This window comes from Saccharothrix sp. CCNWYY140 (genome assembly GCF_037401995.1).
Taxonomy (GTDB): domain Bacteria; phylum Actinomycetota; class Actinomycetes; order Mycobacteriales; family Pseudonocardiaceae; genus Actinosynnema.
Genome location: NZ_JBBEGC010000087.1, coordinates 1 through 12388, shown reverse-complemented (window position 1 = coordinate 12388; position 12388 = coordinate 1). Strand labels below are relative to the sequence as shown.

13 protein-coding genes are annotated in these 12388 nt (G+C 71.3%); 11 read left to right on the top strand and 2 right to left on the bottom strand.

Annotated elements, in window-relative coordinates:
• Positions 1-15 precede the first annotated feature (15 nt).
• The 9 genes from WBN91_RS28755 (at position 16) to WBN91_RS28715 (ending at position 8491) form a co-directional block, all read left to right on the top strand.
• The gene (locus tag WBN91_RS28755) at positions 16-327 is read left to right on the top strand and encodes an urease subunit beta (RefSeq protein ID WP_121231493.1); all 312 of its coding nucleotides are present in this window, start codon (positions 16-18) and stop codon (positions 325-327) included.
• Positions 324-2021 (top strand): urease subunit alpha, encoded by a 1698-nt coding sequence (locus WBN91_RS28750; protein ID WP_337723772.1) that lies wholly within the window; start codon positions 324-326, stop codon positions 2019-2021. Before WBN91_RS28755 ends, WBN91_RS28750 begins: the two co-directional genes overlap by 4 nt.
• A gap of 13 nt (positions 2022-2034) precedes the next feature.
• Positions 2035-2685: an urease accessory protein UreF gene (locus WBN91_RS28745; protein WP_337723771.1), complete on the top strand. Its 651-nt coding sequence runs from the start codon at positions 2035-2037 to the stop codon at positions 2683-2685.
• Positions 2675-3367 (top strand): urease accessory protein UreG, encoded by a 693-nt coding sequence (gene ureG, locus WBN91_RS28740; RefSeq protein WP_337723770.1) that lies wholly within the window; start codon positions 2675-2677, stop codon positions 3365-3367. The genes WBN91_RS28745 and ureG overlap by 11 nt, the downstream gene beginning before the upstream one ends.
• Positions 3368-3506: 139 nt before the next feature.
• Positions 3507-4250, top strand: a complete 744-nt coding sequence (locus WBN91_RS28735; RefSeq protein WP_443217821.1) for an urease accessory protein UreD — start codon at positions 3507-3509, stop codon at positions 4248-4250.
• A gap of 168 nt (positions 4251-4418) precedes the next feature.
• Positions 4419-5075: a pyridoxamine 5'-phosphate oxidase gene (gene pdxH, locus WBN91_RS28730; RefSeq protein ID WP_337723769.1), complete on the top strand. Its 657-nt coding sequence runs from the start codon at positions 4419-4421 to the stop codon at positions 5073-5075.
• Positions 5076-5513: 438 nt separating this feature from the next.
• Positions 5514-6776, top strand: a complete 1263-nt coding sequence (locus WBN91_RS28725; protein WP_337723768.1) for an MFS transporter — start codon at positions 5514-5516, stop codon at positions 6774-6776.
• Positions 6777-6813: 37 nt separating this feature from the next.
• Positions 6814-7014, top strand: coding sequence for a hypothetical protein (locus WBN91_RS28720; protein WP_337723767.1), 201 nt, complete (start codon positions 6814-6816; stop codon positions 7012-7014).
• Between the two features lie 94 nt (positions 7015-7108).
• A complete protein-coding gene (locus tag WBN91_RS28715) occupies positions 7109-8491 on the top strand; it encodes an APC family permease (RefSeq protein WP_337723766.1) in 1383 nt (460 codons plus the stop codon).
• Between the two features lie 46 nt (positions 8492-8537).
• On the opposite strand, the gene WBN91_RS28710 is transcribed toward WBN91_RS28715, so the two are convergent.
• A complete protein-coding gene (locus tag WBN91_RS28710; RefSeq protein WP_337723765.1) occupies positions 8538-9347 on the bottom strand; it encodes an MBL fold metallo-hydrolase in 810 nt (269 codons plus the stop codon).
• Positions 9347-9901: a TetR/AcrR family transcriptional regulator gene (locus tag WBN91_RS28705; RefSeq protein ID WP_337723764.1), complete on the bottom strand. Its 555-nt coding sequence runs from the start codon at positions 9899-9901 to the stop codon at positions 9347-9349. The genes WBN91_RS28710 and WBN91_RS28705 overlap by 1 nt, the downstream gene beginning before the upstream one ends.
• A 57-nt stretch (positions 9902-9958) precedes the next feature.
• On the opposite strand from WBN91_RS28705, the gene WBN91_RS28700 reads away from it, so the two are divergent.
• Both WBN91_RS28700 and WBN91_RS28695 read left to right on the top strand, forming a co-directional pair.
• Positions 9959-10831, top strand: coding sequence for an aldose 1-epimerase family protein (locus WBN91_RS28700; RefSeq protein ID WP_337723763.1), 873 nt, complete (start codon positions 9959-9961; stop codon positions 10829-10831).
• Positions 10832-10850: 19 nt separating this feature from the next.
• Positions 10851-12044 (top strand): amidohydrolase, encoded by a 1194-nt coding sequence (locus WBN91_RS28695; protein ID WP_337723762.1) that lies wholly within the window; start codon positions 10851-10853, stop codon positions 12042-12044.
• Positions 12045-12388 lie beyond the last annotated feature (344 nt).

Below are 12388 nucleotides of genomic sequence, written 5' to 3'. Positions count from 1 at the left end.
GTGAAGGAGTGGCCCGTGCGCCCTGGCGAGATCATCACCGGTGCCGAACCGGTCGAGCTGAACCCCGGCCGCCCGCGCACGACGCTGGTCGTCGTGAACACCGCGGACCGGCCGGTGCAGGTCGGCTCGCACTACCACTTCGCCGCGGTCAACCCCGGTCTGGAGTTCGACCGCGAGGCGGCGTGGGGCAAGCGGCTGGACGTGCCCGCGGGCACGGCGGTGCGGTTCGAACCCGGCGTGGAGCGCGAGGTGACCCTGGTGCCGCTGGCCGGCGCCCGCCGGGTCCCCGGCCTGCGCCCCGAGTGGGCGGGAGACCTCGACCGGTGACGGAGCTCAGCCGCGAGCGCTACGCCGAACTGTTCGGCCCCACGACCGGCGACCGGGTCCGGCTCGCCGACACCGACCTCACGATCGAGGTCACCGAGGACCGCAGCCGCGGCCCGCACGCCGGTGACGAGGTGATCTTCGGCGGCGGCAAGGTGATCCGCGAGTCGATGGGCCAGGGCACCGCGACCCGCGCCGAAGGCGCCCCGGACCTGGTCATCACCGGCGCGGTCATCCTCGACCACTGGGGCGTGGTCAAGGCCGACGTCGGCGTGCGGGACGGCCGGATCGTCGGCATCGGCAAGGCGGGCAACCCCGACGTCATGGACGGCGTGGACCCGGCGCTGGTCATCGGCCCCGCCACGGAGGTCCTGTCCGGCAACGGCAAGATCCTCACCGCCGGCGGCATCGACTGCCACGTGCACTTCATCTGCCCCCAGATCGTGGACGAGGCCCTCGCGTCCGGCCTGACCACGCTCATCGGCGGCGGCACCGGCCCGGCGGAGGGCACCAAGGCCACCACGGTCACGCCCGGCGCGTGGAACCTGGGCCGGATGCTCGCCGCGATGGACCACATGCCGGTCAACGTCCTCTTGCTGGGCAAGGGCAACACCGTCCGCGACGACGCCCTGCGCGAGCAGCTGCACGCCGGCGCGGGCGGGTTCAAGCTGCACGAGGACTGGGGCACCACCCCCGCCGCCATCGACGCCGCCCTGCGCATCGCCGACGAGTCCGGCGTGCAGGTCGCCATCCACACCGACACCCTCAACGAAGCCGGTTTCGTCGAGTCCACCGTGGACGCGATCGCGGGCCGCTCGATCAACGCCTACCACTCCGAGGGCGCGGGCGGCGGGCACGCGCCGGACATCATCCGGGTCGTCTCCGAGCCGAACGTGCTGCCCTCCTCCACCAACCCGACCCGCCCGCACACCATCAACACCCTCGAAGAGCACCTGGACATGTTGATGGTGTGCCACCACCTCAACCCGTCCGTGCCCGAGGACCTGGCCTTCGCCGAGAGCCGCATCCGGCCGACCACGATCGCCGCCGAGGACCTGCTGCACGACCTGGGCGCGATCTCCATGATCAGCTCCGACTCGCAGGCGATGGGCCGGGTCGGCGAGGTCATTATCCGCACGTGGCAGACCGCGCACGTCATGCACGGCCGGCGCGGCGAGCTGCCGGACAACCTGCGCGCCCGCCGGTACGTCGCCAAGTACACGATCAACCCGGCCATCGCGCACGGCATCGACCACGAGGTCGGGTCGGTCGAGGTGGGCAAGCTCGCGGACCTCGTGCTGTGGGAGCCCAAGTTCTTCGGCGTCCGGCCGTCGGTCGTGCTCAAGGGCGGGTTCATCGCGTGGGCCGCGATGGGCGACGCGAACGCCTCCATCCCCACGCCGCAACCGGTCTTCGCCCGGCCGATGTTCGGCGCGCACGCGGGTGCCCGCAGCAGCGTGCACTTCGTGTCGCAGGAGGCCGTGGACCGCGACCTGGCCGACTTGCTCCGGCTGTCCAGGCCCTTGGTGCCGGTGCGCAACACGCGCAAGGTCGGCAAGAAGGACATGGTGCTCAACGACGCCATGCCCGACGTCCGCGTGGACCCGGACAGCTTCGCCGTGCACGTCGACGGCGAACTGGTCGAGCCGCACCCGGTGGCGGAGCTGCCGATGGCCCAGCGCTACTTCCTGTTCTGATGGACCTGTTCTGATGGACCTCGCGGCGCTGATGCTCGCCGACTCCCGCTTCCCGGGCGGGGGTCACGTGCACTCCGGCGGGCTGGAGGAGGCGGTGGCCCGCAAGGCGGTCACCGACCTCCCCGGCCTGCGCCGGTTCCTGATCGGGCGACTGCGCACGGCGGGCGCGTTGAACGCGATCTTCGCCGCCGCCGCGACCCGGGGCCGGTTCGCGGAGCTGGACGTCGAGCTGGACGCCCGCACCCCGTCACCCGCGCAGCGGGCGGCGTCGCGCGTGCAGGGGCGCGGGATCGCCCGTGCGGCAAGGAAAGCGTGGCCCTCCTCGACCCTCGACGCACTCCTGCTGGCCACCCCCGAGCCGCACCACCCGATCATCGTGGGCGCGCTGGTGGGCGAACCCCGAGCCGCCGCGCAGGTCGTCGCCTACCACGCCGTGACCGGTCCGGCCACGGGCGCCATCCGGTTGCTCGGCCTGGACCCGTTCGGCGTCAACGCGATCATCGCGCGGCTCGCACCCGACCTGGAAAGCGTTGTCGCGCAAGCGGAAAAGCACGCCGACACCGCGCCCGAAGACCTGCCCGCGCCCAGCGCCCCCGGCCTGGACCTGCTGGCCGAAGCCCACGACCGCCACCACAGGGAAGAGGTGCGTCTCTTTGTCAGCTGATCACGTCCACCCGGTCAACTTCGACCCCACCGACCCGGGCCACGACCCCCACGACCACGACCACCACCACGGCGCCGTCCGCATCGGCATCGGCGGACCGGTGGGCAGCGGCAAGACCGCGCTGACCGCCGCGCTGTGCCGGGCGCTGGGCGACAGCGTGAACCTCGCCGTCGTCACCAACGACATCTACACCACCGAGGACGCGGACTTCCTGCGCAAGTCCGGCGTCCTGGACGTCGAGCGCATCGAGGCCGTGCAGACCGGCGCGTGCCCGCACACCGCGATCCGCGACGACATCACCGCCAACCTGGACGCGGTGGAACGGCTGGAGCACCGGTTCCCCGGCCTGGAACTGGTGATCATCGAGAGCGGCGGCGACAACCTGACCGCCGTGTTCAGCCGGGGCCTGGTGGAGCGGCAGATCTTCGTGGTCGACGTGGCCGGCGGGGACAAGGTGCCGCGCAAGGGCGGTCCGGGGGTCACGACGGCGGACCTGCTGGTGATCAACAAGACCGACCTCGCGCCGATGGTGGGCGCGGACCTCGTCGTCATGGCGGCCGACGCCCACCGGATGCGCGGCGAGCTGCCGGTGATCAGCCAGTCGTTGGTGGAGACCCCGGACGCGCCCGCGGTGGCCGAGTGGGTGCGCGCCCAGCTGCGCACGCTGGCGACGGTCAGGTGATCGCCACGCGGTGTGACCGACGGCACAGTGGATGGCGTCCCGGCGATTCCGGCGCATTCCGAGGCCGACGTCTCCGCCGGGTTTCGCCCGTGAAAAACCTCTCCGCCGGGGCGTGGCGCACACCACAGGGATTTCGGCGGTGAAGGCGCGGGCACTGCTTTCCGTGCACGCGGTCGACGGCCGGACGGTGGTGGGCGAGATGCGCTCGATGACCCCGTTGCGTCTCGTTCCGCGCCGGGGTGGCGCACGCGCTTTGGTCCACTTGGTGAGTTCCGTTACCGCGCCTTTGGGCGGGGACGACCTGGAACTGGTCGTGCGCGTCGGGCCGGGCGCGCACCTGGAGTTGCGCGGGGTCGCGGCGACGCTGGCCCTGCCCGGTCATCGGCCGGGTGGCAGCCGGGCGGTGGTCCGGGCGGAGGTCGACGCCGGCGGCAGCCTGGACTACGCGCCCGAGCCGACCGTCGTCACGGCGCGGGCGTGCCACGAGGCCGTGTTCCGGGCCGACCTCGCCGCCGACGCCCGGCTGCGCACCCGTGAGCTGCTGGTCCTCGGCCGGGTGGGCGAGCGGCCGGGTGAGCTGGTCAGCACGCTGGACGTGCGGCGCGACGGCCCGCTGGTGCGCCAGACCACCCGCGTCGGCGACCCGGACGTCGACGGCAGTCCCGCGGGCCTCGCCGGGATGCGGGTCCTGGGCACCGAACTGCTGTGCTGGGGCGCGGACGTCCCGGAACCGGTGTCACACGACTGGTGGTCCCTCGTTCCCCTGGCCCGCGGTGGCACTTTGGCGACCGCCCTCGCACCCGACGCGGTGACGGCGGAACGCGCATTGACCCGGGCGCGGCGGAACCATCCCGGATCGTGTGACGGCACGATGACCATCTGATTCGATCTCGAACACGATTCCGTCAGCCGCTTCACACCTACAGTCACGACGCCGGTGGTACTCATCACCACCCAGGCGGTTTCGCGGAGGCGCGGAAAGCCGTACGGTCGCGGGATCGCTTGGTGCCACAAGTGCCTTGCCAGGAAAAACCTGCTCGGGAGGTTCGGGATGTCGGAGACGACGAACATCGCGTTGCCGTCGATGCGCGTGTCTTACGAACAGGGATCGCTCACGGAGAGCGACTTGATGCCGACCTGGCACGAGCAGTTGCAGCTGTGGCTGGACCAGGCCGCCGGCGCCGGCCTGCCCGAGCCGAACGCGATGGTCCTCGCCACCGCCGACCCCGAGGGCCGCCCGTCCTCGCGCACGGTGCTGGCCAAGGGCCTGGACGCGCGGGGGCTGGTGTTCTTCACCAACTACACCTCCGCCAAGAGCCACGACCTGATGGCCACCCGGTACGCCTCCGCCACGTTCCCGTGGTTCGCGATGCAGCGGCAGGCCCACGTGCGCGGCACGGTGGAGAAGGTCGGCCCCGAGGAGACCGCCCGCTACTGGGAGAGCCGCCCGCGCGGCTCGCAGCTGGGGGCTTGGGCGTCGCCGCAGTCCCGGGTGGTGTCGGGTCGGTCCACTTTGGAGAGCGCGCTGAACAAGATCGAGCGCCAGTTCGCCGACGCGGACCGCGTCCCGGTCCCGCCGCACTGGGGCGGCTGGCGCATCCGGCCCGAGGAAGTCGAGTTCTGGCAGGGCCGCCGCGACCGCATGCACGACCGCCTCCGGTTCCGGCTGGGGCGGGACGGGTGGGAACTCCAGCGAGTAGCCCCGTAGGGCTGTTGCGGTAGGGATCGGGCGGCTGGGCGCAGGCCTGGCTGGGTGTGGGTCTAGCTGGGTGCGGCCGGGCGCGGGTCTGGCTGGGTGTCGGGTCTTGGGGCTCGGTGGGCTGGGGTCTTGCTGGACGTTGTTCTGCTGCGGTCCCGTATCCCGCCCTCCGCCCCCGCCAAGCCGCCCCTGCACAAGCCCCAACTGCACCCGCCTGCGGCGGGGCCACCTGCGGCGGCTGGCGCGAAGCGCCGTGGCGCGGAAGCGCGCGGCCACGGCCCCCGGTATCAATTCTACCGGCGAGGACCGACAAAGATCGCGAGCTTCGGCCGCAGCGCCAAGACCGACCGCTGCCGTCGCCGCGCCGCCTAGCAGCCGCCTCCGCGCAGCTGCGGGCGTGGGCTGTGTCTCGGTAAAGAAGTTGTTAGTTGTCGTACGCTAACGAGTGTGAGGAAGCTGCTGGGGAAGGTCGCCATCGACACGCGACCGCTGAAGGTCGTCGCGTACCGGCGCCTGTGGCTGTCCAACGTGGTGACCGCCGTGGGCAGTCAGCTGACCGCCGTGGCCGTGCCCAAGCAGGTCTACGACATCACCGGCTCGTCGGGCTGGGTTGGCATCGCCGCCGGTGTGGCGCTGGTTCCGTTGTTGGTCTTCGGGCTGTGGGGCGGGGCGGTCGCGGATGTTGTCGATCGGCGGAAGTTGTTGGTGGTGACCAACATCGGCATCGCCGTGACGTCGGTCCTGTTGTGGTTGCAGGCTGCGTTCGACGTGCGGAGTGTGTGGCTCGTCATCGCTCTGCTCGGGCTCCAGCAGGTGTTCTTCGCGGCCAACGCGCCCGCGCGTGCCGCGTCCGTGGCGCGGCTGGTGCCGGCGGACATGCTGCCTGCGGCGGCGGCACTGAGCTCGACCGTGATGACCTTCGGCGGGGTGTTCGGGCCGATGTTGGCCGGTGCGTTGATGCCGGTCATCGGCCTGCCGACGCTGTACCTGGTGGACTCCATCGCGCTGACGGCCACGATCTGGGCGGTGTGGAAGTTGCCCCCGTTGCCCCCGCTGGACGGGGTGACCCGGCGGGCCGGGCTGAAGGACGTCGTGGACGGGTTCCGGTACCTGGCCGTGCAGAAGGTGCTGTTGGCGTCCTTCCTGCTGGACATCATCGCGATGGTGTTCGGCATGCCGCGTGCCCTCTTCCCGGAGATGGCCGAGGTGACCTACGGCGACCCGCCCGGCGGTGGGCTCGCGTTGGGGTGGCTGTTCGCCGCGATCCCGTTGGGCGCGATGCTGTGCGGCCTGGTGTCGGGGTGGACCTCGCGGGTGCACCGGCACGGGGTGGGCGTGGTGCTGGCCGTCATCGCTTGGGGCGTGGCGATGATCGGGTTCGGGTTCTCCGACGCGCTGTGGCTGGCCGTGGTGTTCCTGGCCATCGGCGGTGCGGCGGACATGGTGAGCATGGTGTTCCGCAGTGCGATCCTCCAGTCCGCCGCCAGCGACGAGATGCGCGGTCGGATGCAGGGCGTGTTCATCGTCGTGGTGGCGGGCGGGCCGCGGTTGGCGGACCTGCTGCACGGCACCACCGGTGCGGTCGTCGGGCCGGGGGTGGCCACGGCGTTCGGTGGGGTCGCGGTCGTGGTGGCGACGGTCGTGGCGGTGTTCGCGATCCCGGCGGTGTGGCGCTACCGGTTCACGGATTCCCCTGCCACGATCGTGTAATTGCCGGGTGGCCGGCCGGTGCGGCACCCTCGGCCGGGTGCGAAGCGAGTGGCAGGTCGAAGCGGGAGGCGCGCGGCTCGGCGTGGAGGTGACGCGGGGGACGGTGGAGATCTCCCTCCCCGGCGTCGGCGGCACGGTCGCGCTGGACCTCCAGCAGGCGGTGGCGTTCCGGGCGGCGCTGGACGAGGCGGTGGCCGTGGCGCGCATCGACGTCCGCGAAGGGCTGTCACTGCTCTAGGGCAGCGCTGGGCCGTAGTGGCAACATCAAGACTTGCCCAAGGTTCGGTCGATCAACTATCCGGGCGGGGTGTGATCCGGCACACTCAACCGGCATGGCGGAAGCGACGAGCGCACCGGCGCAACCGGAACTGAAACGGGCCATCGGCCCCAAGTTGCTGCTGTTCTTCGTGGTCGGTGACATCCTCGGCACCGGCATCTACGCCCTCACCGGCAACGTCGCCGGCAAGATCGGCGGAGCCCTCTGGTTGCCGTTCCTCGTCGCCTTCGCGGTGGCGTTCCTGACGGCCTTCAGCTACCTCGAACTGGTCGGCAAGTACCCGCGCGCGGCCGGCGCGGCCCTGTACACCAACCGGGCGTTCAAGATCCAGTTCCTGACCTTCATGGTGGCCTTCGCCGTCATGAGCTCGGGCATCACGTCCGCGTCCTCGGCGGCCCTGGCGTTCGGCCGGACCTACCTCCAGTCGGTGATCAAGGAGTTCTTCTCCGACACCTTCACCGTGTCGGCGACCCTCGTCGCCATCCTGTTCATCGCCGGGCTGGCGGTGATCAACTTCCGCGGCGTGTCCGAGTCGGTCAAGGCCAACGTGGTCCTGACCTGCATCGAGCTGTCCGGCCTGGTGATCATCATCGCGATCGGCGTGTGGGCCGTGCTGGCCGGCGACGGCGACCCGAGCCGCCTCACCCAGATCGACCCCGCGCCCGGCCAGCCCGCCCTGGTGGCCATCACGTCGGCGACCGCGCTGGCGTTCTTCGCGATGGTCGGTTTCGAGGACTCGGTCAACATGGCGGAGGAGTGCCGCGACCCGGTCCGGATCTTCCCCCGCGCCATGCTGTGGGGGATGGTCGTGGCGGCGGCGATCTACGTCATGGTGGCCATCACGTCGTCGCTGCTGATCCCGGCCGACGAGCTGTCGAAGGCGGGCAGCTCGGCGCTGTTGCGGGTCGTCCAGGTCGGTGCGCCGGGGTTCCCGCTGTGGATCTTCTCGCTGATCGGCCTGTTCGCGGTCATCAACTCGGCCCTGATCAACATGCTGATGGCCAGCCGGTTGATCTACGGGATGTCCAACGAGCGGATCATCCCGAAGGTGTTCGGCACGGTGCACCCGTTCCGGCGGACGCCGTGGATCTCGATCATCTTCACCAGCGGCGTGGCGGTGATCCTGGTGTCCACGGCGGACATCGCGAAGCTGGGCGGGACGACGGCGCTGCTGCTGCTCGTGGTGTTCACCATCGTCAACATCGCGGTCCTGGTGCTGCGCAAGGAGAAGGTGGCGCACAAGCACTTCCGTGCGCCGACCTGGGTGCCGGTGCTGGGCGCGGTGACCTGCGCCTACCTGGCCAGCCCGTTGTCGGGGCGGCCGGTCGACGACTACAAGATCGCCCTGTACCTGCTGGGTGCGGGGCTGGTGTTGTGGTTGATCAACCGGTTGGTGCACGGGAAGGTCGAGTTCGACGCGGAGAAGTTGTCCAAGTAGGACGGTGGGGGCCTTCCGTCGGTGGCGGGAGGCCCCCGCTCGTTGGTCAGGCCAGGTGGCGGCGCAGTTCGGTGGCGTCGTGGGCGTTGATGATGTCGATGTCGTGGTTGCGCTTGAGTTCCCGTAGGCGGTCCTGGTTGGTCAGGCGCAGGGTGCGGACCTGTTCCATGCGGGTCTGCATGAAGTCCAGCGCGGGCGTGCAGTGCGGTGGGTCGGCCATTTCGCCGTGGTAGAAGTAGGCGTCGCCGGCGTGCAGCAGCCAGCCGGAGTCCGTGTTGACGGCGATGCCGGTGTGGCCCCGGGTGTGGCCGATGAGGGGGACCAGGAGGATGTCCTCCCGGAACTCGCGCACACCCTCGAAGCCGAACCAGCTCTCCCCGTACGGCTGGTGGGTCACCCACTTCGGGCCGTGGGACCACTGCTTGTCCGGGTAGCGCACGGCGTCGTTGCCGCGCTTGTTCGGACGGGTCGCGTTCTCCAGTTCTTCTTGCAGGACATGGACTTCCGCGTGCGGGAAGTCGCGCAGGCCGCCGCCGTGGTCGAGGTCCAGGTGGGTCAGGACGACGTGCCGGACGTCCTTCGGGTCGAAGCCCAGCCGCTCGACCTGGCGGATCGCGGTCTCGTTCTCGTCCAGCGCTGGGCGGGACATCTGGCGCCAGCCCCAGGCCAGGGTCTCGGCCGGGCGGCGGACGTCGTCCAAGCCCAGGCCGCTGTCGACCAGGACCAGGCCGTCGTCGGTCTCCAGCAGGAGGCAGTGGCAGACCAGTTCGGCCTGGCGGAACGGGGAGCCCCGGCCGTCGACGAGCCCGCCGCCGAATGGGCGCATGGTGCCGCAGTTGAGGTGGTGGACCTTCATCAGGACGTCCTTCCGATCAGCGCGGCCAGGCGGGTGCCCACGGCGTGCAGGGGAGCGAGGTCGCGGCGGGTGCGGGCGAGCAGGACCGCGCCCTCGATGGCGGCCAGGGCGACGGTCGCGAGGGCGTCGTCGCCGTCGAGGTGGTCGGCGATGACCTGCTGCCACGAGTCGTAGGCCGAGACGCACGCCTCGCGGATGGGCTCGCTCTCGGCGGAGGCGTCGAGGGCGACCGTGGAGATGGGGCAGCCCTCGCGGAAGTCCGTGCGCTCCAGGCGGTCACCCAGCAGCGCGAGGGCTTTGGTCAGGGCTTCCACGGGGTCCGGGGTGCTCTCGAAGACCGCGCGCAGTGCGGTGCAGAGGTCGTCGGCGGCCAGGGCGATCGCCTCCACGGCCAACTGCTCCTTGCCGCCGGGGAAGTGGAAGTACAGCGAACCCTTGGGTGCGCCGCCCTCGGCGAGGACCTGGTTGAGGCCGGTGGCGTGGTAGCCCTGCGCGTGGAAGAGGTCGGCAGCCGTGCGGACCATCCGCCGGCGGGTGTCGGTGCGGCGTGGCATGACGGGAACTATACAGACTGGTCTAGTTGGTTAGGGGTGACCCGCTACGCTTGATCGATGCTGGAGATCGCCCACGGCGCCGCGCGCGCCGTCATCGACCACGACGGTGCCGGACTCAAGTCCTTCGACGTCGGTGGTGTGCCGTACGTCGAGACCTACGACGGCGAACCGCCCTCGGGCAGCGGCTCGGTGCTCGTGCCCTGGCCCAACCGCGTCGCGGGCGGCAAGTGGACCCTCGACGGCGTCGAGCAGCAGTTGGAGATCACCGAGCCCGCGCGCGGCAACGCCATCCACGGGCTGGTGCGGCGGGCCGTGTGGAACGTCGTCGAGCACACCGGGTCGCTGATCTCGCTGGAGGTCCCGGTCGCCGGCTTCGGCTGGCCGGTCGAACTGCGCACGACCATCACCTACGCGCTCGACGACAACGGCCTGACCGTGTCGCACGGCGTGCAGAACGTCGGCGACGCCCGCACGCCCTTCGGCGTCGGCACCCACCCGTTCCCGCGCGCCGGCCAGTCCGCCACCGACGAGACCTCGATGTCCCTCGCGGCCACGACCGTGCTGCCGGTGGACCCGGACAGCCTGCTCCCGACCGGTCCCGCCGTGCCGGTGTCCGGCGACTACGACTTCCGGGTCGCGCGCCTGCTCGAAGGGGTGCAGCTGGACACGGCCTTCGGCGGCTGCGAGCCGGTCGACGGTTTGGTGCGGCACGTCCTGCGCGGCCCCGGCGGCGGCGTCGAGGTGTGGGCGGACCCGGACTTCAAGTGGGTGCAGGTCTACACGACGCCCGAGTTCCCCGGCCGGGGGCGGGCGGTGGCGATCGAGCCCATGACGTGCCCGCCGGACGCGCTGAACTCCGGCGTCGACCTGCTGTGGCTGGAGCCGGGCGAGTCGTGGGCGGGCCGCTGGGGTTTGCGTCCCCTGAGCTAGGCCGTTAGCGTCGCTAACTATGAACGTCGCTATCACGGGTGGGTACGTCGTCCCGGTTTCGGGCGAGCCGATCGAGAACGGGACCGTCCTCATCCGGGACGGCAAGATCGCCGCGGTGGGCGCCTCCGTCGAGGTGCCCACCGACGTGCCCGTCGTGGACGCCGGTGGCGCGTGGGTCCTCCCCGGTTTCGTGGAGGCCCACGGCCACCTCGGCGTGCACGAGGAGGGCGAGGGCTGGGCCGGCCAGGACACCAACGAGATGACCGACCCCAACGGCGCCCGCCTCAAGGCCCTGGACGCCATCAACCCGGCCGACCTCGGCTTCGCCGACGCCCTGTCCGGCGGCGTCACCACCGCCGTCATCAAGCCCGGTTCGGGCAACGTGATCGGCGGCCAGACGGTGGCCGTGAAGTGCTGGGGCCGGACTGTCGACGACATGCTCCTGCGCGACCCGGTGAGCGTGAAGAGCGCGCTCGGCGAGAACCCGAAGCGCGTGTACGGCGACCAGAAGAAGCTGCCGTCCACCCGCCAGGGTGTGGCTGCGGTGATCCGGGATGCTTTCACCAAGGCCCAGGACTACGCCGCGCGGAAGGCCGCCGCGGACGGTCCGTTCGACCGGGACAACACGCTGGAAGTGCTGTCGAAGGTGCTCGACGGGACCTTGCCGTGGTGCCAGCACTGCCACCGCGCGGACGACATCGCCACCGCGCTGCGCTTGGCCGACGAGTTCGGCTACAAGCTCATCGTCAACCACGGGACCGAGGGGCACTTGGTCGCGGATCTGTTGGCGGAGAAGGGCGTCCCGGTGGTCGTCGGTCCGCTGTTCACCACTCGGTCGAAGGTCGAACTGCGGTCTCGGACGTTGCGGACGCCGGGGGTTCTGGCTCGGGCGGGGGTGGAGATCGCGATCACGACCGACCACCCGGTGGTGCCGATCCACTTCCTGGTGCACCAGGCGACCCTGGCCGTGAAGGAGGGGCTGGACCCGCGGGTGGCGCTGGAGTCGATCACGGTGAACCCGGCGCGGATCATGGGTCTGGACGACCGGGTGGGTTCGCTTGCGGTGGGGCTCGACGGGGATGTGGTGATCTGGTCGGGCGATCCGTTGGACGTGATGAGCCGGGCGCTGCGGGTGTTTGTGGAGGGGCGCGAGGTGTACCGGTGGGCGGACGGCGAGGGCGTGGTGGAAAACCCGTTCTACCGCGAGCCCTAAGCGCCCAGCCACCACCACCCAGCTTCGCTTCCGGCCCCGGCCCCGGCCCCGGCCCCGGCCCCGGCCCCGGCCCCGGCGCCGGCTCCCGCTCGCGCCGCCCGCCACCTGTCCGCCACTGCGGCACCCGCCCCGCCCACGCTTCCGCCGCCTGTCCGCCACTGCGGCAGGCACCGCCCCGCTCCCGCTTGCGCCGCCTGTCCGGCCCACTACTCGACACGGGCGGCCTCCGCTGCGCACCTGCCGCTGTGGGATCCGCGCCGCTGGCGCCCTCCGCCACCCGCCGCCCGCCTGCCGCCGCCCGCCCGCCCGCCTGCCGCCGCCCGCCCGCCCGCCTGCCGCCGCCC

Bases quoted from the DNA above. Each gene is read 5' to 3' on its own strand.
- WBN91_RS28745 (WP_337723771.1), top strand. From the start codon at position 2,035: ATGGACCTCGCGGCGCTGATGCTCGCCGACTCCCGCTTCCCGGGCGGG.
- pdxH (WP_337723769.1), top strand. From the start codon at position 4,419: ATGTCGGAGACGACGAACATCGCGTTGCCGTCGATGCGCGTGTCTTAC.
- WBN91_RS28715 (WP_337723766.1), top strand. From the start codon at position 7,109: ATGGCGGAAGCGACGAGCGCACCGGCGCAACCGGAACTGAAACGGGCC.
- WBN91_RS28710 (WP_337723765.1), bottom strand. From the start codon at position 9,347: ATGAAGGTCCACCACCTCAACTGCGGCACCATGCGCCCATTCGGCGGC.
- WBN91_RS28705 (WP_337723764.1), bottom strand. From the start codon at position 9,901: ATGCCACGCCGCACCGACACCCGCCGGCGGATGGTCCGCACGGCTGCC.
- WBN91_RS28700 (WP_337723763.1), top strand. From the start codon at position 9,959: ATGCTGGAGATCGCCCACGGCGCCGCGCGCGCCGTCATCGACCACGAC.
- WBN91_RS28695 (WP_337723762.1), top strand. From the start codon at position 10,851: ATGAACGTCGCTATCACGGGTGGGTACGTCGTCCCGGTTTCGGGCGAG.